Source organism: Aeromonas sp. 604282, from assembly GCF_049170575.1.
Lineage (GTDB): Bacteria > Pseudomonadota > Gammaproteobacteria > Enterobacterales > Aeromonadaceae > Aeromonas > Aeromonas veronii_A.
Genome location: NZ_JAAKMV010000001.1, coordinates 297,472 through 319,114, shown reverse-complemented (window position 1 = coordinate 319,114; position 21,643 = coordinate 297,472). Strand labels below are relative to the sequence as shown.

Genomic DNA, 21,643 nt, shown 5'->3' with positions numbered 1-21,643 from the left:
GCCCGCGTCACCAGGGCTCCTCCACCTTGATCAGATCCCGGCGCAGCGCCTCTTTGCGCAGTCGCTGTTCCAGCAGCAACACCGGGGGAGAGGGGGGCAGGGGCATTGCCGTCGCCTGCTGAGCGGCCGATGGTTCGGGTTGCTTGCTGTTGCTGGTATCGGGAGCCGCCGCCGCTGCGCCCTGTAACAGAGAGAGGTTATAGAGCGCATCTTCATGACCGGGTTCAAGCGCCAGGGCCGCCAGATAGGCCTCTTTGGCTGCGGCAAACTCCCCCAGTTGCAGCAGGGCATTACCGCGGTTGTAGTGGGCAGTGGCACTCGCTGCTTCCTGATAGGCTGCGATGGCTTGCCGATAGGCACCGGCTCGATACCAGGCGTTGCCGCGCCAGACGGGACCGTTGAAGGTGCGGGCGGCCCGCTGAAAATCCCCCTCTTGATAAGCCTGCATCGCTTGCAGATCTCCCTTCTCTGCTGCTTGCAGATCTTGTGGCGCAAGCAACTGAGCTCCCACCATCAGCGCCATCATCAACCGGGCGCCGACTCTGGCCAGCAAGGCGAGCGGTAACAAGGGGATCAGCAACCAGGGGCCAAGATCCAGTGGCGCCGGGGTGAGGGCCGAGGTAGTGGTGGGCAGCGGTGCAAAGCGGGGGACATCGCTGCCAAGCCACTGCAGCTCACCGCCGAGACGGTTGGCCAGAGCGGCAATGGCCTGACTATCGGGGACGGGCAACTGCGCGGGCATGCGGGTGGCAAACCCCAACTCATTGGCCGGAATGGCGGGCATGGGGGCCGGTTGACCACTGCTGGCGAGCAGAATATCGAGGCGTGCCGACTGGGTGTCGCGGCAGAGAAGGCGTTGTTGGCAGGGCCACAGAGCAGCGATTTGGGCCATCTGATTCTGGGTGAGGTCGTCGGTGATCAGCAGTAGACGGGCCTGCTCACCGGGGGCCAGCTGCTTCATGGCAAGTGCCACAGCCCGTGCCGGGTTGCTGCCCTGCAGCGGCATGATATCGGGGCGCAAGTCGGGCAGTAGCAGCGAAAGGGCCTGATGATCCCGGGTTGGCGGCATGGCGAGGTAGGCGTCGCCTGCGTAGAGGATCAGCGCAATGCGCTCGCCCTTGGCGCGGCTCAGCAGCTGCTGTAATTGCCATCTGACCCGGGTTGCCCGATCCGGTTTGAGATCGGTGGCGGTCATCGAGCGTGACAAGTCCAGTAGCCAGATATCTAGCGGTGCTGCAGGCTGCTGTTGCAGCTCACCGCGCAGTGCCGGTCCGCTCAGAGCCAAAATGACGGGCAGGGTTGCCAACCAAAGCCAGGGGCGTTGAGGACGGGATGCTGGCAGCAGATAAGCCTGCATCGCAGGTGCGAGCAGCGGGGGCTGGCGACGACGGCGCCACCCTTGCCAGAGCCAGGGGATGAGTGCGATCAGCCACAGGGGGCGGAGCAAGATCAGCTCCATCTGCGCGCGCCTTGTGCCAGCCAGTTACGCACCATGCGAAACTCCAGTCTGCCTTGCCCTGATGGCAGAAGCAGCAAGCCACAAAGCAGTGCCAACGGCCAGGGGTAGAGCTCGATCACCGGCTGGTACTGGGCAATCGGCATTGGGGCAGGTTCAAGGGCATTGAGAGTCGCGTTGATGGCATCGAGATCGCTTTGGGTGCGTGCCCGAAAGTAACGACCCTGGCCTGTCTGGGCCAGCTCTTTCAGGAGCGGCTCGTCCAGTTCGCTGCTGGGATCGGCCTGACCGCTGCCCACCTCATCGTAGGGTTGGATAAAAGTATCGGGATCGGCACCGACCCCCAGCGTGTAGATCCGTATTCCCTGCGCTGCGGCGAGTTTGGCCTCCTGCAGCGGGTCGGCATTGCCTGCGGTATTGCGGCCATCAGTGACCAGCAGCAGGGCGGTGGGGCGACCAGGATTCCCATGCTGACGTGCCAGCTGGATCGCCTCGCCAAGGGCGGTGGTTCGGCCGACCAGATCAAAATCGAGCTCGTCGCTCAAGGTCAACAGCGCCGGAATCTCCTGGGTGAGGGGAGAGAGCAGGTAGGCGTGATCGGCAAATACGATGAGGCCCACCCTGTCTCCGGCCCGTTTGGCGATCAGCTCCTTGATCTGCTGGCGCACCGCCGTCAACCGAGCTTGCTGCTCGCCGTTATCGAGCATATCAGGGGTGCGCATACTGTCTGACAGATCCACTGCCAGCAGCAGATCCCGACTCCCTTCATATTGGATAACCGGTTCCCCCCACCACTGGGGGCGGCAGAGGGCGAGAATAAGAGCGCACCAGAGCAGCATGGCGCGCCAGAGCGGCAATCCGGCCTGAGGGCGCAGCAGCGCAAACCCGGGATGAGCCAGATAACCGCGGCGCAGGGGTGGCAAGCCGAAGCGCACCAGCAAGGGCAGCACCAGCGCCAGCGCAAACCAGGGCCAGGCCAGGATCATGGCTGCCTCCGCGCAGCTTTACGCTTCAAGCGGGGATAGCGTTGCAAGAAGAGGCTCTTACCCCAGCGGCGATAATGTTGCCGAAGCTGTTCGCTCTGCTCGCGAGTCGGGTTCTGGCTGCCATAGAGCCAACTGCTCCAGTGAGACGAGAACTGGCTGAAATCGCTGCCACCGTGACGATCGACGAAGGCGAGCCACGCCTCTCCCTGAAGCTGGCGCGCCTCGGGCCAGCGTTGCAGTACTTCATGACGCAGGGCCTCCTGTATGCGTGCCACCAGCAGTGCCGGATCTCCCTCCAGCTGACGACACCAGCGGCGGTAACGTATCACCCTCTTGGCAATCAGGGCGATCAGCAGCAGTAATAACGCTGTGATCAATAGCCACAATAGCGCCTGCACTCTGGGGTCAAGACTCTGTTCAATCAGATCCGGCCCCGGGTGGATGTCGCGCATCAGGGCGGCCAGCGGCGGAGTGATGGCCTCGGAGGCGGGACTGGCGCTGTCGAGTTCGGTGGGCGAGCTCATCCCTGATGACATAACCCCTCCTGCCACTGCTGTTGCAGCGTCTGGCTGTTATCGAGCAGATAGAGGCGCTGCACCAGCGGCAGCAACAGCTGCTTGCCATGGGCCAGCTGCTGTTCGGCAGCTTGCTGGTAGCGGCGGGAGAAACCGGCATGGCCCCCATCCAGCCAGCCCTGATAGTGCTGGGCTGGCCGATCGATGGCCACCGGCAGCTGGCCGTCAGGGGGAAGGGCAGCCTCAAGGGGATCGCGGATCTGCCAATAGTGGATATCGTGGCGGCGGGAGAGCAGCTGCAACTGCTGACAGAGCGCTGACTCACAGGGTCTGTGGTCGGTGATCAGCGTCAGTTTGGCACCATGGGGCAGCTTCACGCTGGCCAAGGTGTCGGCCAGTGAATGGGATAGTACCCGACGTGCCAGCCCTTGCTGGTAGTGATGGCAGAGGGATTCGAGCAGGGGCAGCACGCTGCCGCGCTGGCTCTGGTGATTTGGGATAAGCCCGTGGCAGATCAGGGTGTTGTGCTGCTTCTCCCCTTGCCAGATCAGGGCTGCTGCCAGCTCGCATCCCAGACGCGCCTTGAGCTGCCGTGTGGAGCCGAAATACATGGCGGGGGAGAGATCAAGCAGCAGCCAGTGCGCCTGATCCAGCTCCTCGCTATAGAGGCGGGTATAGGGACGACCGAGGCGCGCCGTCACTCGCCAGTCGATATGGCGTACCTCGTCACCCGCCTGATAGGCGCGCAGCTCGCGAAACGTGAGTCCGGGAGAGCGGCCAAGTTTGCCGCGTTCGCTATTGATTCGGCCTAAGTTAGGTGGCTTCTTGGCTTTCGCCCAGAGCCGGATATTGAGCAGCCGTGGCAGCGACAGGGCGATATCGGGATGGAGGTCCGGCGCTAGGGACATGGCACCTGATCCAGCAGTTGGGCGATCAGGATGTCGTTATCCAGATTGTCGGCCAGTGCCTGATAGCTGGGAATAAGGCGATGGCGCAGCACCGGATAGGCTTGCAGCTGGATATCTTCCGGCAGCACATAATCTCGTCCGGCAAGCCAGGCTCGGGCGCGGGCGGAGCGAGCCAGCCCCAGCGTAGCCCGAGGGCTGGCCCCCACGGCAATCAATGGCTCAAGGGCAGGGCAAAGACCACTGCCCGGGCGAGTGGCGCAGACCAGCTCCACCAGATAGTGCTCCAGTCGGCTTTGCATGGTCACCGCCAGCACTTCGCTGCGGGCACGCTGCAAGCTGGTCTGACTCAGGGTCACTGGTGCCGCGCCAAGCTGTTCGCCGCTGGCGTTGAGCTGCAAGATGGCGAGCTCCATGGTGGGGCTCGGGTAATCCACCATCAGCTTGAGCAGAAAGCGGTCGAGCTGGGCCTCCGGCAGGGGATAGGTTCCCTCCTGCTCGATAGGGTTCTGGGTGGCGGCGACCATAAAGAGGGGCGGCAGCCGCCAGCTCTTTTTGCCCACGGTGATCTGGTGTTCGGCCATGGCTTCCAGCAGCGCTGATTGCACTTTGGCCGGCGCCCTGTTGATCTCGTCCGCCAGCACCAGATGGTTGAAGAGGGGGCCTGGCTGGAATACAAAACTGGTATCCTGCGGGTGAAACACCTCGCTGCCGGTGAGATCCGCGGGAAGCAGGTCGGGGGTGAACTGGATACGGGCAAAGCGCCCTTCGACGGCGCCAGCGAGCGCCTTGACGGCGCGGGTTTTGGCCAGCCCGGGAGCCCCTTCGATTAACACATGTCCTTCACATAACAGTGCAATCAGGAGCCCTTCTATTAGCTCCTCCTGCCCCAGGATCTGACTGCCAAGATAGTCCCTAAGTGCTCTGAACTCGGCCGCTGCCATGCGATAAACCCGTTGTTTTTATGGAAGTTGATCTTTTTATACTCCAGTTGCTCCCCAAGGGCGAGCAAAGGGGCCTTGCCGTGCTTAATTTAGTTTCAATCAGCTGTATGAAACTTGTGATTGGATTGTTAAGATGTGGCGCAATGAGGTCAGACCTCTGCCTTTTAAACCAAGGAGCCAGGATGAAACAGCCATTGAAACTGACGACTCGCCAGGGCGAACGGATTGCCGTCGTGGCGGGGCTGCGTACCCCCTTTGCCAAGCAGGCTACCGCCTTTCATGGCGTGCCTGCAGTCGATCTCGGCAAACTGGTGGTGAGCGAGATGCTCGCCCGTACCGATCTCGATCCCAAGCTTATCGACCAGCTGGTGTTTGGTCAGGTGGTTCAGATGCCGGAAGCCCCCAACATTGCCCGCGAGATCGTGCTCGGTACCGGCATGAGCGTCAATACCGATGCCTATAGCGTCTCCCGCGCTTGCGCCACCAGTTTTCAGGCGGTGGCCAACGTCACCGAATCCATCATGGCCGGTACCGTAGACATCGCCATCGCCGGCGGTGCTGACTCCTCCTCCGTACTGCCTATCGGAGTGAGCAAGAAGCTGGCCCGCGCCCTGGTGGATCTCAACAAGGCGCGCAATCTGCAGCAGCGCTTCAATATTCTGCGGACATTGAGGATCAAGGATCTGCTGCCGGTGCCGCCTGCGGTGGCGGAATACTCTACTGGCCTCTCCATGGGGCAGACCGCCGAGCAGATGGCCAAGAGCCACCAGATCAACCGCGAGGCGCAAGATGCGCTGGCTCATCGCTCCCACACCCTGGCCGCGCAGGCTTGGGCTGATGGCAAGCTCAGCGGCGAGGTGTTTACCGCTCATGTACCGCCTTACAAGTCACCGCTGGAGCGGGACAACAATATCCGTGAAAGCTCGGATCTCGCGAGCTACTCCAAGCTCAAACCGGTGTTTGACCGGGTTCATGGCACAGTCACTGCAGCCAACGCCACGCCGCTGACCGATGGCGCCGCTGCCGTGTTGCTGATGCGGGAAGGTCGGGCGAAAGAGCTGGGCCTCGAACCGCTTGGCTATATCCGCAGCTTCGCCTTCTCGGCCATCGATGTCTGGCAAGACATGCTGATGGGCCCCTCCTATGCCACGCCGCTGGCGCTAGACAGAGCCGGCATCACGCTCGGTGATCTGACCCTGATCGACATGCACGAAGCCTTTGCCGCCCAGACGCTGGCCAACCTCAAGATGTTTGCCAGCCACGAGTTTGCCCGTGACAAGCTGGGTCGCGATCAGGCCATCGGCGAGGTGGACATGGAGAAGTTCAACGTCCTCGGTGGTTCGCTGGCCTATGGCCACCCCTTTGCCGCGACCGGTGCGCGGATGATCACCCAGACCCTGCACGAGCTGCGTCGTCGCGGCGGGGGATTGGGGCTCAACACAGCCTGCGCGGCGGGTGGATTGGGCGTGGCTATGGTGTTGGAGGTTGAATGATGAGCGTTAAGACTTTTTCCCTGGATGTTCGCAAAGATGGCATCGGCATCCTCACCATGGATGTGCCGGGCGAGAGCATGAATACCCTCAAGGCCGCCTTTGTCGAGGAGATCCGCTCCGTACTGGCAGAGGTGAAACGCAACAAGGATTTGATCGGTCTGGTGATCACCTCCGGCAAGAAGGACTCCTTCATCGCCGGTGCTGATATCACCATGCTGGCCGCCTGCACCAGTGCCAAGGATGCCGAGACCCTGTCGCGGGAAGGGCAGGAGATCTTTGCCGAGATCGAGGGGCTGACCATTCCGGTGATCGCCGCCATTCATGGCCCCTGCCTCGGTGGTGGGTTGGAGCTGGCGCTGGCCTGTCATGGTCGGGTGGTGACCGATCACGGAAAATCTGTGCTGGGATTGCCGGAAGTGCAGCTCGGTCTGCTGCCGGGCTCTGGCGGTACCCAGCGTCTGCCGCGCCTCATCGGGGTGGCCAAGGCGCTGGATCTGATGCTGACCGGCAAGCAGGTCCGGGCCAAACAAGCCAAAAAACTGGGGCTGGTGGACGATGTGGTGCCGCCGTCAATCTTGCTGGATGCTGCCATCAAGCTGGCCAAGAAGGGCAAACCGCGCCATCAGTTGAAACGGGATCTGCAGGGCAAGGTGCTGGAGACCAACAAGCTGGGCCGCAAGGTGTTGTTTGATCAGGCCAGCAAGGGGGTGAAAGCCAAGACCCGCGGCAACTATCCGGCGCCGGAGCGGATCCTGGATGTTGTGCGCATCGGCGTGGAGGAGGGGATGAAGGCCGGTCTGGCCGCTGAATCCCGCCACTTTGGCGAGCTGGTGATGACTGCTGAGTCTGCCGCCCTGCGTTCCATCTTCTTTGCCACCACCGAGATGAAGAAAGAGGTCACCTATCAGGGGGCCGAGCCGCGCAAGGTGGCCCATGCCGCCGTGCTGGGCGGTGGTCTGATGGGGGGCGGCATCGCGTTCGTCACCGCTACCAAGGCGGGCGTGCCGGTGCGGATCAAGGATGTGGCAAGTGCCGGGATCGGCAATGCCATGCGCTACAGCTATGACATTCTGGCCAAGAAGCTCAAGCGCCGTCACATCCTGCGCAGCGAGCTGGAAAAGCAGATGAGCCTGCTGACCGGCACCCTCGACTACTCCGGTTTTCACCGGGTGGACATAGTGGTGGAGGCGGTGTTTGAAGATCTCAATCTCAAACACCAGATGGTGAAAGACGTGGAGCGCGAGTGTGGTGAGCACACAGTGTTTGCCTCCAACACCTCTTCCTTGCCCATCAACCAGATTGCGGCAGAGGCGGCGCACCCGGAGCGAGTCGTGGGGCTGCACTACTTCAGCCCGGTGGACAAGATGCCGCTGGCGGAGATCATCCCCCACGCTGGCACCAGTGCCGAGACGGTCGCTACTACCCTGGCTTTTGCCCGCGCCCAGGGCAAAACGCCCATCGTGGTGAAGGACGAAGCCGGTTTCTACGTCAACCGCATCCTTGCCCCCTACATGAATGAGGCGGCGCGACTGGTGCTGGAAGGGGAGCCGGTGGAGGTGCTGGATAGCGCGTTGCTGGACTTTGGCTTCCCGGTTGGCCCCATCACCTTGCTGGACGAGGTGGGGATCGATGTGGGCGCCAAGATCTCCCCCATTCTCGAGAAAGAGCTGGGCGGCGAGCAGTTCCAGGCGCCCAAGGCGTTCGACAAGCTGCTGCAAAATGATCGCAAGGGACGCAAGAACGGCAAGGGCTTCTACCTCTATGGCAAGGCGGCACCGCGCAACAAGCTGACTGGCAAAGAGGGCAAGAAGACGGTGGACGAGAGCGTCTATGGCGTGCTCGGCATCAAGCCGTCTGCCAAGCTGGCTCGTCAGGAGATCGCCGAGCGTTGCGTGTTGCTGATGCTCAACGAAGCGGCCATGGCGCTGGATAGCGGTGTGGTGGCGTCTGCCCGTGATGGCGATATCGGCGCCATCTTCGGCATCGGTTTCCCGCCTTTCCTTGGCGGCCCGTTCCGTTATATGGACACCCTCGGGATCGATCATCTGGTTGGCCGTCTGGAGTATTACCAGAAGCGCCACGGCGACCGGTTTGCTCCCTGTGCCCGTCTCAAGGCGATGGCGGCAGAGCAGCAGACCTTCTACTGATAATCGCAGCAGAATGACCGCAAGGCAAAGAGGCCCGCACCCCATGCGGGCCTCTTTTTATATTGTGGTTTGTCCCGGTTTTACGGCTTGGGCTGCGCTCATGCTGGCAGAAGCAACCGATTAAAAAACGGCCCACCGAAGTGGGCCGTAGAGATATCTGATCGCGGGTCAGATCCCCGGTTTGCGCTCCGGGCAGCGGCCGATAATATCGGGTGGCAGTTCACCGTTGTCCTGCTCCAGCACTACATCAAACCCCCACAGTTGATGCAGGTGTTTGAGCACCTCATGGCGTGAGTCGCCAAGGGGGATGCGGTTGTGGGGCACATAGCGCAGGGTAAGGGAGCGATCCCCCTTCACGGCAACGTTGTAGACCTGAATATTGGGTTCCAGATTGCTGAGGTTGTACTGGGCCGACAGAGTATTGCGCACCTGACGGTAGCCCTCGTCATTGTGGATAGCGGAGACCTTCAGATAATTCTTCAGATCGTCGTCATCAATGGCGAACAACTTCATATCCCGCATCACTTTCGGGCTTAAGAACTGGCTGATAAAGCTCTCGTCCTTGAAGTTCTGCATGGCAAAATGAAGGGTCTCCACCCAGTTGCTGCCGGCATAGTCGGGGAACCAGTATCTATCTTCCTCGGTCGGGTTCTCGCAGATGCGGCGCAGGTCGGTAAACATGGCAAACCCCAGCGCATAGGGGTTGATCCCCGAGTAGTAGCGGCTGTTGTAGGCCGGTTGATAGACCACGTTGGTGTGGCTGTGCAGCACCTCCATCATGAATCGATCGCTCAGCTTGCCCTCGTCATAGAGGTGGTTGAGGATGGTGTAGTGCCAGAAGGTGGCCCATCCCTCGTTCATCACCTGGGTCTGCTTTTGCGGATAGAAATACTGGCTGATCTTGCGCACGATACGCACCACTTCCCGCTGCCAGGGCTCCAGCAAGGGGGCATTCTTCTCGATAAAGTAGAGAATGTTCTCCTGGGGTTCGGCGGGGTAGCGCCTGTCCTCCACACCCGCCGCTTTATGCTGCTTGGGCAGGGTACGCCACAGCTCGTTGACCTGAGTCTGCAGATAATCTTCCCGCGCCTTCTGACGCCGCTTCTCCTCTGCCATCGAGATCTTCTGGGGACGCTTGTAGCGATCCACCCCGAAGTTCATCAGGGCATGGCAGGAGTCGAGCAGCTGTTCCACCGCCTCGATGCCATGCTTCTCTTCGCACTGGGTGATGTAGTTCTTGGCGAACAGCAGGTAGTCGATGATGGAGGAGGCATCGGTCCACGCCTTGAACAGGTAGTTGTTCTTGAAGAAGGAGTTATGACCGTAGCAGGCGTGGGCCATCACCAGCGCCTGCATCGGCATGGTGTTCTCCTCCATCAGATAGGCAATGCAGGGATCGGAATTGATGACGATCTCGTAGGCCAGTCCCATCTGTCCGCGCTTGTAATTGCGCTCGGTATGGATAAAACGCTTGCCGAACGACCAGTGCTGATAGCCGATGGGCATGCCGACGCTGGAGTAGGCATCCATCATCTGCTCGGCGGTGATCACCTCGATCTGGTTGGGGTAGGTGTCCAGCTTGTAGAAACGGGCGACCCGGGCGATCTCCTGGTGATAGGTCTCCAGCAGATCGAAGTTCCAGTCTGGTCCGTCATCCAGTGGCGCTACACGTTTTTCAGTTTCGATCATGTGACCTCCTCACGCCGCTTGTTTCTTGAACAGCTCGCGGAACACCGGATAGATATCCTCGACCTTGCGAATGTGCTCCATCGCAAAGTGGGGGAACTGGCTGGCTACCGACTCATATTCGTGCCACAGGGTCTGGTGGGCACGGGTAGTGATCTCGATGTAGGAGTAGTACCGCACCCTTGGCATGATGTCCCGCACCAGGATCTCCCTGCATTGCGGTGAATCATCTGCCCAGTTGTCACCATCCGACGCCTGCGCCGCATAGATATTCCACTGGTTGGCGGGGTAACGCTCGTTGATGATGTCATTCATCATCTTGAGGGCGCTGGAGACGATGGTGCCGCCGGTCTCCTGGGAGTAGAAGAACTCGTGTTCGTCCACCTCCTTGGCCTGGGTGTGGTGGCGGATATAGACCACCTCGACGTTCTTGTAGGTCCGGCTCAGGAACAGATAGAGCAGGATATAGAAACGTTTTGCCATCTCCTTGGTGGCCTGATCCATGGAGCCCGAGACGTCCATCAGACAGAACATCACCGCCTGGCTGGAGGGGACGGGCCGTTTGACGAAGTTGTTGAACTTGAGATCGAAGGTGTCAATAAACGGCACCGCATCGATCCGTCGTTTCAGCTCCCTGATCTCCTTCTCGAGCAGGGCGATTTCGGCAAAGTGCTCGTTGGGATCGGCGGCCAGCCGAGTCAGCCTATCTTCCAGTTCATGCAGTTGGCGTTTCTTGCCCGCTTGCAACGCCATTCGCCGAGCCAGCGAATTTTGCAGCGAGCGCACCACGTTGATGTTGGCGGGCACCCCATTTGAGGTGTAGCCCGCCCGATAGGTTTTGACCTCCATCAGCTGATTGAGCTGGGTTTTCTGCAGCCTGGGCAGCTCCAGATCTTCAAACAGCAGATCGAGATACTCATCCTTGGAGATCTGGAACACGAAATCATCGGCCCCTTCACCCTGATTGGATGCCTGTCCCTCGCCGGAACCCTGTCCGCCGCCCCCTCCTTTGGGACGGTCAATCTTGTCGCCGGAGACGAACTGGTCATTGCCGGGATGCACCATCTCCCGTTTACCACCGTGCCCCTGATGAAAATGGGGCTCGCCGATATCCTTGGTCGGGATGCTGATGCTCTCGCCCTTGTCTACGTCCTGAATGCTGCGCTTGGAGACAGCATCCGAGACCGCTTGTTTTATCTGCTTCTTGTAGCGGCGGATGAAGCGCTGCCGATTGACAGCGCTTTTGTTTTTGCCGTTGAGCCTGCGGTCGATAAAATGCGCCATAACTCCCCCTTGAACAGTCAGGGTCAGGATGACTTGCGTACCCTGAGATACCATTCGGAGAGCAGTCGCACCTGTTTACGGGTGTAGCCTTTCTCCATCATCCGTTCGACAAAGTTATCGTGCTTCTTCTGCTCCTCGGCCGAGGTTTTGCTGTTGAAGGAGATAACCGGCAGCAGCTCTTCCGTGTTGGAGAACATCTTCTTCTCGATCACGGTGCGCAGCTTCTCGTAACTGGTCCAGTTGGGGTTACGGCCTGCATTGTTGGCCCGGGCACGCAGCACGAAGTTGACGATTTCGTTACGGAAATCTTTCGGGTTGCTGATCCCGGCAGGTTTTTCAATTTTCTCGAGCTCGCTGTTGAGCGAAGCCCGATCAAACAGCTGGCCGGTTTCGGGGTCACGGTACTCCTGATCCTGGATCCAGAAGTCGGCGTAGGTGACGTAACGATCGAAGATGTTCTGACCGTACTCGGAGTAGGACTCGAGATAGGCAGTCTGGATCTCCTTGCCGATGAACTCCACATAACGCGGGGTCAGATAGCCCTTAATGAACTCAAGGTAGCGATCGTGCAGCTCTTGCGGGAACTGCTCGCGCTCGATTTGCTGCTCCAGCACATAGAAGAGGTGCACCGGGTTGGCGGCCACTTCCGCGTGGTCGAAGTTGAAGACGCGGGAGAGGATCTTGAACGCGAAGCGGGTTGAGAGACCATTCATCCCCTCGTCCACACCGGCGTAGTCGCGATACTCCTGATAGCTCTTCGCCTTGGGATCGGTGTCCTTCAGGCTCTCGCCATCATAGACCCGCATCTTGGAGTAGATGCTGGAGTTTTCCGGCTCTTTCAGCCGTGACAACACAGAGAACTGGCCCAGCAGTTCGAGGGTACCCGGGGCGCACTTGGCCTCGGTCAGCTCGCTGTTGATCAGCAGCTTCTCGTAGATCTTCACCTCTTCCGAGACGCGCAGGCAGTAAGGCACCTTGACGATGTAGACCCGGTCGAGGAAGGCCTCGTTGTTCTTGTTGTTGCGGAACTGCTGCCATTCGGATTCGTTGGAGTGGGCTAGCAGAATGCCGTCAAAGGGGAGGGCGGAGAGCCCCTCGGTGCCGTTGTAGTTCCCCTCCTGTGTTGCAGTCAGCAGCGGGTGCAGCACCTTGATAGGCGCCTTGAACATCTCCACAAACTCCATGATCCCCTGGTTCGCCTTGCACAGCGCACCGGAGTAGGAGTAAGCATCGGCATCATCCTGGGCGAAGTGCTCCAGCATGCGGATGTCGACCTTGCCGACCAGTGAGGAGATGTCCTGGTTGTTGTCATCACCGGGTTCCGTTTTGGCGATGGCGATCTGGTCGAGGATGGAGGGGTTGACCTTCTCCACCTTGAACTTGGTGATGTCGCCGCCAAACTCGTGCAGGCGTTTGGCCACCCAAGGGGACATGATGGGACGCAGGTAGCGGCGTGGGATGCCGTACTCTCTCTCCAGGATCTCCCCATCCTCTTCGATATCGAACAGGCAGAAGGGGTGATCGTTGACCGGTGAGCCCTTGATGCGATAGATGGGCACCTTCTGCATCAGGGATTTGAGTTTCTCTGCCAGCGAGGATTTACCGCCGCCAACGGGGCCCAGCAGATAGAGAATCTGTTTCTTCTCCTCCAGCCCTTGGGCGGAGTGTTTGAGGTAGGAGACGATCTGTTCGATGGCCTCTTCCATCCCGTAGAAATCCTTGAAGGCGGGATAGCGTGCCACGACGCGGTTGGAGAAGAGTCGGCTCAGTCTGGGGTTGGCTGAGGTGTCTACCATCTCCGGCTCACCGATGGCGGTCAGCAGACGTTCGGCTGCGGAGGCGTAGCAGGCTTTGTCCTGCTTACACATATCCAGGAACTCCTGGATGGTATATTCCTCTTCTCTCGCTTTTTCATATCGCTGTTGGTAATGCTCGAATATGCCCATAACTTTGCCCTCGTTATAGTCGCTTACCCTGAAAAAAGTGGATGACTGCTTTTGTGTTGTGCGCTTTTAAAGCCTAGTCAACAGACTCCAGTAATCCATCACGGTTGATAGGTTAAATTCTGAAGAAACCTGCCCGATCCTTTTGCGGGGAGGGTCAGTCAACAACACCGCTATGTTACTGACTGTTAAATTATTTTTGCCACGATAGTGAGGTAAATGTCAAAGACATAAAAAATAAATGTTTATGGGAAACAGGGAACTTATTGCGAAAAGATTAAGGGGTTTGACGAAAGGCAATGGGGCTGCGGGTTGGCGGGGTTATGGATGAGAATGTCATTACGTGAACGTCAACGTAAATCACTTTGTTTGGAGTTTTGGCTCTAATTTTTACATTGACGCTACATTTTGAGTGCCCTAGATTGGCGATGTGTGAGCAGCAAGACGCTTTAGCAAGAGAGTTGACTGTTGCCTCACCAAGCTCTGTTTAAGCACGTTTCCGTTGGCTTGACCCTCGCAACCGCGAGGGTCTTCTTTTTCTGCGTCTTTAAACGCTTGTTTCTGCTGGTGGCTATTGAAGCCACCAGCACTCATCTAGCAAGGGTAGGCTTGTTGCACTGCCGCCAGGACGCGGGCAAACGGGTGCGCGGCCAACTGGCCAGCGCCCGCCAGCGATTTGGCCTTGACCCGGCTGGTCAGCGGTGTGGCGATACCGCACAGGAAACGGGCCAGAACACGCGCATCCACGGAACCGGTCTTGGCAATCAGCGGATCGCACCAGGCGCGGATCCCCGCCTCGTTTGGCATGGTCAGTGAGGGCAGGGGCGGGAGATGCGCCACCTCGCCGCGACAAACCGAACAGTGGCCACAATGAACCGGCGCCACCTCATCGGCAAAATAGCGGGCGAGGCGGTGGCTCAGGCACTCATCCGAGGTGAAAAAGTCGAGCATGGCTTGCAGTCTGGCCAACTCACTCTGCTCTTTTTGCAAGAAGAGCGCATGGAGCGCGTTAGCCTCCTGCTCGTTGTCCCACCCCTGACGGGTGATCCGGTAGACCTCGGTCATCTGTTTGCTTTCAAGCTCGATCCAGCCTTGCTGCTGCAGGTAGTCGAGCGCCGCAACCGCCCGCTGTCGCTCCCCCTGATAGCCCTGCCAGAGGGCGTCAAAGTCCATGGTGCACCAACTGCGGGCTTGCGGGGCGCAGGCGAACAGTTGCTCCAGAAACTGGCGACGATCCGGATTGAAGCGGCTCACTATCTCGCCTTTATCCAGCACAAACTTGAAGCGGTAGTCGGCGTAGTAGCTGTAGGCCGGTGTGATGATGCCTGCCATCTCCAGATAGACCAGCAGGGTTTTAAGGGGCAACTGGCGGATATTGGTGTCGTTGGAGAGACGCAGCAGGGTGAATTCCCACTCGCTCCCGCTCTGCTTGATGATGGCAAGGAGCTGGAGGATGGCACTCAAATCCGGCGTATCGCCGTAGACGAAGTTCTCCAGCACCGGCAGCTGGCTCTGGTTGGCCAGCACGATACAGCGCGATGGTTGGCCATCCCTTCCGGCGCGGCCAATCTCCTGGCTGTAGTTTTCGATGGATTTGGGCAGATCGTAGTGAATGACCCGCCGGATATCCGCTTTGTCGATCCCCATCCCAAAGGCGATGGTGGCGACGATGCAATCCACCTTGCCCGCCATGAAGTCGTGCTGGATCTGACTGCGCAGCACCGAGTCGAGTCCGGCATGATAGGCGCGGGCGTTGATCCCTTCTCTAATGAGTTGCTCGGCACAGGCTTCTGCGGTGTGTTGCAAAGTGACGTAGACGATGGTGGGGGCCGCCGGATCGTTGGCCAACTCCTGCGCGAGCCAGCTATCCCGCGCGTCGGGCGACAGGGGAATGACCGCCAGATCAAGATTGGGGCGGTAGAAACCGGTGACCACGACCCCCTCCGGCGCGATGCCGAATTTGGTCTGCATATCCTGAATCACCGCCGGTGTGGCGGTGGCGGTGAGCAGCAATACCTGCGGGATCTTCAGATCATGGCGATAGCTCGGCAGCTTGAGGTAGTCGGGGCGAAAGTTGTGGCCCCACTCCGAGATACAGTGCGCCTCATCGACGACCAGCAGCGAGAGCGGCACTTGCTGGATAAAGCGGCGAAAGCGCTCGTTCTTGAGTCGCTCCACCGAGATCATCAGGATCTTGAGCTGGCCATCCAGCGCCTGCTGCATCACTCGTCGGCTCTCCTCCGGGCTCTGGCTTGAGTCGAGGGTAGCGGCGCTTATTCCCTTGCTTTTAAGGAAGGCGAGCTGATCGTGCATCAGCGCCAGTAGCGGCGAGATAACCAGGGTCAGGTGAGGCAGGGCGAGGGCCGGCAGTTGATAACAGAGGGACTTGCCGGAGCCGGTGGGAAAGATGGCGGCGGCACTCTGACCTGCCAGCACCCGGCTGATCACCGCTTCCTGACCTGGCCTGAGTGCGGAGAAACCAAAATATTGGTTGAGCAGGGATGGGATCATGGTAAGGCTCCGCGGCAAATGGGGGATGATAGCACAGCGATGCCGGTCACGGGTGACACAGGAATGGTCGTGAGGGTAAGGGCAGAGAGTGTCGATAAAACGTACAAAAATGGGTGGTTGCGCTGTGGTTAAGGTTTTGTTGCGGTTTTTTGTGATGGAAACGGGATATTTTTTGGTGAGTCTCTGGAAAAAAAAGATGGCGAATGGGATATTCCGTCATGCAATCCGGTGACTGGCGGATCGGCCCGGCAGAAGGCTGGCCACAGACACCACATTCGGGCGACAGGGGTCTCCCGATGAGTGGTTGCAGACAGGACTCATGATTCATGCACTACGGTGCTTAGGGACTTTTTTGATGACACAACAACACCCCCTCCTTCGGCTGGTCAATAGCACCAGTCTGGTCAGCCAGATCCTGGTTGGTCTGGTATTCGGTATCTTGCTGGCACTATTTGCGCCCGAGTGGGCGAAAACGGCAGGTCTGCTCGGCAGTCTGTTTGTTGGCGCACTGAAAGCAGTAGCCCCGCTGCTGGTATTCGTACTGGTGATGGCGGCCATCATTGGTCACAAGCAGGGTCAGAAGACCAATATGCGACCGATCCTGCTGCTCTATCTGTTTGGTACCTTCTCTGCGGCCGTGGTCGCGGTGATTGCCAGCTTCCTGTTCCCCTCCAACCTCCATCTGGTGGCCAATACTGCCGAGATCACCCCGCCAGGCGGGATCACCGAGGTGCTGCAGACCCTGCTGTTCAACGTGGTGACCAACCCGGTCAAGGCGCTGATGGATGCCAACTATATCGGGATCCTGGCGTGGGCCATCGGTCTGGGTATCGCCATGCGCCATGCCAACGAGAGCACCAAGGCGCTGATCACTGACCTGTCTCACGGTGTCTCCGCCATCGTGAAAGCGGTGATCCGCTGTGCCCCGCTCGGGATCTTGGGTCTGGTTGCCTCCACTCTGGCTGAGACCGGCTTCGACGCCCTGTTTGGCTATGCCCAACTGCTGGTGGTGCTGATCGGCTGCATGCTGTTTATCGCCTTCGTGGTCAACCCGCTGATCGTCTTCTGGAAGATCAAGCGCAACCCTTATCCGCTGGTGCTGACTTGCCTCAAAGAGAGTGGCGTGACCGCCTTCTTTACTCGCAGCTCTGCCGCCAACATTCCTGTCAACATGGCGCTGTGTGAAAAACTGCGCCTGCCCAAAGATACCTACGCTGTCTCCATCCCGCTGGGTGCCACCATCAACATGGCGGGTGCGGCCATCACCATCACTGTGCTCGCCATGGCGGCGGTACATACCCTGGGGATGGAAGTGGACATGGCAACGGCCGTGCTGCTCTCTGTGGTAGCTACCGTCAGTGCCTGTGGCGCGTCCGGTGTAGCCGGTGGCTCCTTGCTGCTGATCCCGCTGGCGTGCAGCCTGTTTGGTATCAGCAACGACATCGCCATGCAGGTGGTGGCCGTCGGCTTTATCATCGGCGTACTTCAGGATTCTGCCGAGACTGCCCTTAACAGCTCCACCGACGTGCTGTTCACCGCTGCAGCTTGCATGGCTGAAGATGAAACCTTGCTGGATGTGGCTCCGGTACCGAGCCGCGAAGCCTGATCTCGCAACGGTCAGTTTCGCAACACACTTGCGCCCTCTTCGGAGGGCGCTTTTTATTGCCGGATTTGCTCTCTTTTCCTCTTTAAGCAGGCTCTTTGGCTGATGTACCGGATATTCTGTCGCCCTTGTCCAAGGCGTTGCCTCATCTTTATCCCTTTGAGTCGTGATTACTCCTTCTGTTGTGCGTTACACATCTTTGTCTGCTCTGCTAACAGCCGATTGCTATGGCTTACCCCAGATCTTCAAGACAATCACAGCATCACAGCATCACAGCATCACATAAAAACGAAGATAGCTGGCTGCGGCAGATGAACCCGTCCTATCAGATACGCCATCATGGTTTGGTGAGGGGGAGTAAACGTGTTGGCGATATTGAGCTGCGGGCATGAGGGGTCATGTTGATGCCCGATGTGCTCAGTCATGGTGCTGGTGAGCATGCAGATATCCAACAAGGTGAGGAGAGTAATAAGGAGAGAGCAGGGGAATCGCGGAGGCACAGATTGCAGAGATAAAAAAGCCAGCCGACTGTTCGGCTGGCTTTTTGCTATCAGCGGCAGGTAGGGGATTAACCGACCAGCTGATAGAGGATGGCGGAGATAGCGGTCAGACCCATCACGGTTACGAAGACGTTGCTGATATGACCCTGATACTTCGCCATGGCCGGTACGCGCTTGATGGCGTACATCGGCATGATGAACAGGATGGTGGCGATGATCGGGCCGCCAAGAGATTCAATCATGCCCAGGATGGAGGGGTTGGCAATGGCAGTGCCCCACAGGGTCAGGATGAAGAAGGCGATGATGAACATCTCGACTTTCTTGGCGTTCGGCTCTTTGCCGGACTTGCGCATGTTCTGCACGATCATCCCTTTCAGACCTTCACGGGCACCCAGATAGTGGCCGAAGAAGGAGGAGACGATGGCGACGAACGCAACCAACGGACCGAAGTAGGAGATGATGGGGCTGGCATGCTGGTTGGCCAGATAGGAGAGTACGGCGATGTTCTGAGCCTTGGCTTCTGCCAGCTGGGCCGGTGTCAGGCTCATGACGCAGGAGAAGACGAAGAACATCACGAAGCCCAGCAGCACCATGGCGGTACGCTTGAGGATGGCATCGGCTTTCTCGACAGCCTGATCACCGTGGTCGCGGCGCTGGGCCAGAGAGAAGCTGGAGATAGCCGGGCTGTGGTTGAAGGAGAAGACCAGTACCGGGATGGTCAGCCACAGGGTAGTAGCGAAATCCTTGGCAGAGGGCACTTGCTCCAGCGCGGCGCCGGTCCAGTCCGGGATCAGGTACAAAGAGATACCGGCCAGAATGGCGATCAGCGGATAAACCAGCAGCTCGGTCACTTTCAGCATCAGCTTTTCACCGGCCAGCATCACCGACATCATGCCCATGATCAGCACGATGGAGAGGATCCAGCGCGGCGGAGCACTCATCTGCAGCTGGTTGACCATGAAGCTTTCCACGGTGTTGGTGATACCCACGCCGTAGATCAGCACGATGGGGTAGATGGCGAAGAAGTAGAGCAGGGTGATTAATTTACCGGCACCCACGCCAAAGTGTTCTTCCACCACTTCGGTGATGTCTGCGTTTGGCTTTTTGGAGGAGAGCACGAAGCGGGCCAGACCACGGTGGGCCAGATAGGTCATGGGACCTACCAGCAGCGCCATGACGACCAGCGGCCAGAAACCGCCCATACCCGCGTTGATCGGCAGGAACAGGATACCCGCACCAACCGCGGTCCCGAACAGACTGATGACCCAGGTAGAGTCGCGTTTTTCCCAACGAGTGGTTTGAGTAGAGCTGATCCCTTGCTCTGTTGACGCCGCAACTCCCTGCGTGCCAGTGACTGTGTTTGACATCTATCTCACCCCGAATGTGTGGTTCTTATTAAGTCGGCGCAAGGATACGGTTTTTCTAATCAAAAATGTTGATCAAATTCATCTTTACGGCACGAAAAACCGCACTTTCTTATGGAAATGTGATCAAAACAAGAAAAATTCAATTATTGTTTATCAATTGGCACGTTATTTTAGTGTTAATGATTAAATCTCGCTCAGCCAAATGTGGGTAAATTGTTATTTTGCGAGATGCTGGGCTAGCTGGTTGATCATGCTGGCGGTAGCCCCCCAGATAAAGTGCTGTTGCCAGGGGATCCAGTAGATGGTGTGTGCTTTCCCCCCTCTGGAAAGGGTTAGGGGGATGTGGTTGCGTCGATCCAGCAGATGGGTCAGCGGCACTTCGAAGGCGTGATCCACCTCATCCGGACTCAGGATGAGGGGATAGTTGCCATCGAGCAGCCCCAGCACCGGCAGCACCTCGAATCGTGACACCGTATTGAGCGGGTTGAGGGTGCCGATCACTTCAATGAGCCGGGCCGGAATGCCGAGCTCCTCTTCGGTCTCCCGCAGCGCCGTGGCAATCAGGTTTTCGTCACCGGGATCCTGTCGCCCGCCGGGAAAGCTGATCTGCCCCCCATGATGACGCAGCCGTGGGCTGCGCCGGGTCAATAACACGCTGAGCCCCTCGTCGCGCATCACCACCGGGATCAACACCGCCGCCGGACTGAGCCCGCCAATGGCGAGGCGATGGGCCGGGGCGGGTCGCTGCAACTGGAAGCGGGTCAGCAGTTCGTGGCGATCCATGGCGGGGAGCTCTCCTGTGCGTTGGCCTGACAGTGGGGAGGATTACAGCGCCGACAGCGGCGGCAGGATGCGGGCAACCTTGTCATAGGTCTCCTGATATTCGCTGTCGGCGTCGGAGTCGGCGATGATGCCGCCACCGGCCCAGCAGTGCAGGCGACCCGCTTCGGCGATCAAAGTGCGAATGCAGATGCTGGTGTCCATCCGACCATGCTGGCTGAGGTAGCCGATGCTGCCGCAATAGGCATTGCGGCGCTGGGGCTCAAGCTCTTCGATGATCTCCATGGCGCGGATCTTGGGGGCGCCGGTGATGGAGCCACCAGGGAAACAGGCGCGCAGCAGATCGACCCCTTGCCAGCGTGCATCCAGCTCACCATGGATGGTGGAGACCAGATGATGTACCGCTGGAAACGACTCCACCGCAAACAGATGAGGCACGCTGACCGAGCCAGGCCGGCTGACCCGACCTATATCGTTGCGCAGCAGATCAACGATCATCAGATTCTCTGATCTGTCCTTGTCCGCCTGCGCCAGCTCCTGCGCGACTTGCCGATCGATTGCCGGATCGGGGTGGCGAGGGCGAGTGCCCTTGATGGGTTTGGTTTCGATATGACGGCCATCGAGCAGCAGGAACCGCTCGGGGGAGAGGCTCAGCAGCGCGCTCTCCGGCAGGCGGATAAAGGCTGAGAAGGGGGCCTTGTTGGCGGTTGCCAGCAGGCAATAGGCCTGCCACTCATCCCCCTGATAGGGGGCGCTGAAACGCTGGGTCAGGTTGATCTGGTAGCAATCCCCCGCGGCGAGATATTCCTGAATGCGGGCAAACTTCTCGCCATACTCGGCGCGGCTCATATTGCTCTGCCACGCCCCCAACAAGGCAAAAGCAGGGGCCGGTTTGGCCTGCTGCTGTTCAAACCAGGCCAGCCGGTTGGCAAGGCCTGCTTCATCCCCCCAGTGCACCAGCTGCCAGTCGCCGGTCGCCACATTGCGCAGCAGCGCCCAGTCGTAGATGCCTACCGCCATGTCCGGCACCGCGATATCGGCGGCGGCCTGCACCGGCAGTCGTTCGAAGCGGCGGCCGAGATCATAGCCAAACAAGCCGAGGGCGCCACCAATAAAGGGCAGGTGAGTGGCGCACAGCTCCAGCTCCCCCAGCAACTGTTGCTGGGTATGGGCCAGCAGGGCGAGGGGATCTTCGTGGTGTTTGCTGATATTCGCCCCGACACGCAGAGTGGTCACTTCGCCGCGGGTTTCGAGGGTCGCCAGCGGGTCGGCAGTGATGATATCAAAGCCGTTATCGGCGCCGAGTGGCCCCGCCGATTCCAGCAACATGGCCCACGGCTGATGTTGCAGGCGGGCAAAAAGCTGATGGAGCTCAGCACTATGGTCTAGATGATGGATATGAAGTGTTGGCGTCATTTTATGTTACACAGGCAACAGTTTGGTTCCCGAACCCTAGTCGGTGCTGGTGGGCAAGCGTATCATAGGTGTCGGTGACTTAAGAAAAAACTGCCGTGTCGTTCGTT

Annotated in this window: 15 protein-coding genes; 3 read left to right on the top strand and 12 right to left on the bottom strand. The window is 59.1% G+C overall.

The genetic code is table 11. From position 1 onward, the window contains the following. Window positions 1–7 precede the first annotated feature (7 nt). The 5 genes from G5367_RS01395 to G5367_RS01375 are packed head-to-tail and all read right to left on the bottom strand — an operon-like array spanning window position 8 to window position 4,806. Window positions 8–1,459, bottom strand: coding sequence for a VWA domain-containing protein (locus tag G5367_RS01395; RefSeq protein WP_421293788.1), 1,452 nt, complete (start codon window positions 1,457–1,459; stop codon window positions 8–10). Then, window positions 1,450–2,442, bottom strand: coding sequence for a VWA domain-containing protein (locus G5367_RS01390; RefSeq protein WP_421243619.1), 993 nt, complete (start codon window positions 2,440–2,442; stop codon window positions 1,450–1,452). Before G5367_RS01390 ends, G5367_RS01395 begins: the two co-directional genes overlap by 10 nt. Next, on the bottom strand, window positions 2,439–2,978 hold the full coding sequence (locus tag G5367_RS01385; RefSeq protein WP_421243618.1) for a DUF4381 domain-containing protein: 540 nt from the start codon (window positions 2,976–2,978) through the stop codon (window positions 2,439–2,441). The genes G5367_RS01390 and G5367_RS01385 overlap by 4 nt, the downstream gene beginning before the upstream one ends. Beyond that, complete coding sequence (locus tag G5367_RS01380; protein WP_421243617.1) at window positions 2,963–3,865, bottom strand: DUF58 domain-containing protein; 903 nt, start codon at window positions 3,863–3,865, stop codon at window positions 2,963–2,965. The genes G5367_RS01385 and G5367_RS01380 overlap by 16 nt, the downstream gene beginning before the upstream one ends. Then, window positions 3,856–4,806 (bottom strand): AAA family ATPase, encoded by a 951-nt coding sequence (locus G5367_RS01375; RefSeq protein ID WP_421243616.1) that lies wholly within the window; start codon window positions 4,804–4,806, stop codon window positions 3,856–3,858. Before G5367_RS01375 ends, G5367_RS01380 begins: the two co-directional genes overlap by 10 nt. 182 nt (window positions 4,807–4,988) lie before the next feature. Between G5367_RS01375 and fadI the strand changes: the two genes are divergently transcribed. Beyond that, complete coding sequence (gene fadI, locus G5367_RS01370) at window positions 4,989–6,299, top strand: acetyl-CoA C-acyltransferase FadI (protein ID WP_421243615.1); 1,311 nt, start codon at window positions 4,989–4,991, stop codon at window positions 6,297–6,299. Further along, the gene (gene fadJ / locus G5367_RS01365) at window positions 6,299–8,446 is read left to right on the top strand and encodes a fatty acid oxidation complex subunit alpha FadJ (RefSeq protein WP_421243785.1); all 2,148 of its coding nucleotides are present in this window, start codon (window positions 6,299–6,301) and stop codon (window positions 8,444–8,446) included. The genes fadI and fadJ overlap by 1 nt, the downstream gene beginning before the upstream one ends. A 168-nt stretch (window positions 8,447–8,614) precedes the next feature. Here fadJ and G5367_RS01360 read toward each other — a convergent pair whose 3' ends face one another. The 4 genes from G5367_RS01360 to G5367_RS01345 form a co-directional block, all read right to left on the bottom strand. After that, the gene (locus G5367_RS01360) at window positions 8,615–10,135 is read right to left on the bottom strand and encodes a SpoVR family protein (RefSeq protein ID WP_019445117.1); all 1,521 of its coding nucleotides are present in this window, start codon (window positions 10,133–10,135) and stop codon (window positions 8,615–8,617) included. Between the two features lie 9 nt (window positions 10,136–10,144). Next, window positions 10,145–11,416: a YeaH/YhbH family protein gene (locus G5367_RS01355; protein WP_421243614.1), complete on the bottom strand. Its 1,272-nt coding sequence runs from the start codon at window positions 11,414–11,416 to the stop codon at window positions 10,145–10,147. Between the two features lie 23 nt (window positions 11,417–11,439). Beyond that, on the bottom strand, window positions 11,440–13,362 hold the full coding sequence (locus tag G5367_RS01350; RefSeq protein WP_421243613.1) for a PrkA family serine protein kinase: 1,923 nt from the start codon (window positions 13,360–13,362) through the stop codon (window positions 11,440–11,442). A 591-nt stretch (window positions 13,363–13,953) separates the two neighbouring features. Beyond that, window positions 13,954–15,870: a RecQ family ATP-dependent DNA helicase gene (locus tag G5367_RS01345; protein ID WP_421243612.1), complete on the bottom strand. Its 1,917-nt coding sequence runs from the start codon at window positions 15,868–15,870 to the stop codon at window positions 13,954–13,956. Window positions 15,871–16,225: 355 nt separating this feature from the next. On the opposite strand from G5367_RS01345, the gene sstT reads away from it, so the two are divergent. Continuing rightward, window positions 16,226–17,476, top strand: coding sequence for a serine/threonine transporter SstT (gene sstT / locus G5367_RS01340; RefSeq protein ID WP_088868995.1), 1,251 nt, complete (start codon window positions 16,226–16,228; stop codon window positions 17,474–17,476). A 565-nt stretch (window positions 17,477–18,041) separates the two neighbouring features. Here the strand turns inward: sstT and G5367_RS01335 are convergent. The 3 genes from G5367_RS01335 to pabB form a co-directional block, all read right to left on the bottom strand. Next, window positions 18,042–19,340 carry a serine/threonine transporter gene (locus G5367_RS01335; RefSeq protein ID WP_164536753.1) on the bottom strand — a complete coding sequence of 433 codons (1,299 nt, stop codon included), beginning with the start codon at window positions 19,338–19,340 and terminating at the stop codon, window positions 18,042–18,044. Window positions 19,341–19,556: 216 nt separating this feature from the next. Continuing rightward, window positions 19,557–20,123: a CoA pyrophosphatase gene (locus tag G5367_RS01330; protein ID WP_005351753.1), complete on the bottom strand. Its 567-nt coding sequence runs from the start codon at window positions 20,121–20,123 to the stop codon at window positions 19,557–19,559. A 42-nt stretch (window positions 20,124–20,165) separates the two neighbouring features. Then, entirely contained in the window at window positions 20,166–21,449 is a 1,284-nt protein-coding gene (gene pabB, locus G5367_RS01325) for an aminodeoxychorismate synthase component I (RefSeq protein WP_234916130.1), read from the bottom strand. Window positions 21,450–21,643: the final 194 nt, after the last annotated feature.

Coding starts and splice junctions, on each gene's coding strand:
- sstT (WP_088868995.1), top strand. CDS start 16,226: ATGACACAACAACACCCCCTCCTTCGGCTGGTCAATAGCACCAGTCTG.
- G5367_RS01360 (WP_019445117.1), bottom strand. CDS start 10,135: ATGATCGAAACTGAAAAACGTGTAGCGCCACTGGATGACGGACCAGAC.
- G5367_RS01395 (WP_421293788.1), bottom strand. CDS start 1,459: ATGGAGCTGATCTTGCTCCGCCCCCTGTGGCTGATCGCACTCATCCCC.
- G5367_RS01390 (WP_421243619.1), bottom strand. CDS start 2,442: ATGATCCTGGCCTGGCCCTGGTTTGCGCTGGCGCTGGTGCTGCCCTTG.
- fadJ (WP_421243785.1), top strand. CDS start 6,299: ATGAGCGTTAAGACTTTTTCCCTGGATGTTCGCAAAGATGGCATCGGC.
- G5367_RS01335 (WP_164536753.1), bottom strand. CDS start 19,340: ATGTCAAACACAGTCACTGGCACGCAGGGAGTTGCGGCGTCAACAGAG.
- G5367_RS01385 (WP_421243618.1), bottom strand. CDS start 2,978: ATGTCATCAGGGATGAGCTCGCCCACCGAACTCGACAGCGCCAGTCCC.
- G5367_RS01350 (WP_421243613.1), bottom strand. CDS start 13,362: ATGGGCATATTCGAGCATTACCAACAGCGATATGAAAAAGCGAGAGAA.
- pabB (WP_234916130.1), bottom strand. CDS start 21,449: ATGTTGCTGGAATCGGCGGGGCCACTCGGCGCCGATAACGGCTTTGAT.
- G5367_RS01345 (WP_421243612.1), bottom strand. CDS start 15,870: ATGATCCCATCCCTGCTCAACCAATATTTTGGTTTCTCCGCACTCAGG.
- fadI (WP_421243615.1), top strand. CDS start 4,989: ATGAAACAGCCATTGAAACTGACGACTCGCCAGGGCGAACGGATTGCC.
- G5367_RS01380 (WP_421243617.1), bottom strand. CDS start 3,865: ATGTCCCTAGCGCCGGACCTCCATCCCGATATCGCCCTGTCGCTGCCA.
- G5367_RS01355 (WP_421243614.1), bottom strand. CDS start 11,416: ATGGCGCATTTTATCGACCGCAGGCTCAACGGCAAAAACAAAAGCGCT.
- G5367_RS01330 (WP_005351753.1), bottom strand. CDS start 20,123: ATGGATCGCCACGAACTGCTGACCCGCTTCCAGTTGCAGCGACCCGCC.
- G5367_RS01375 (WP_421243616.1), bottom strand. CDS start 4,806: ATGGCAGCGGCCGAGTTCAGAGCACTTAGGGACTATCTTGGCAGTCAG.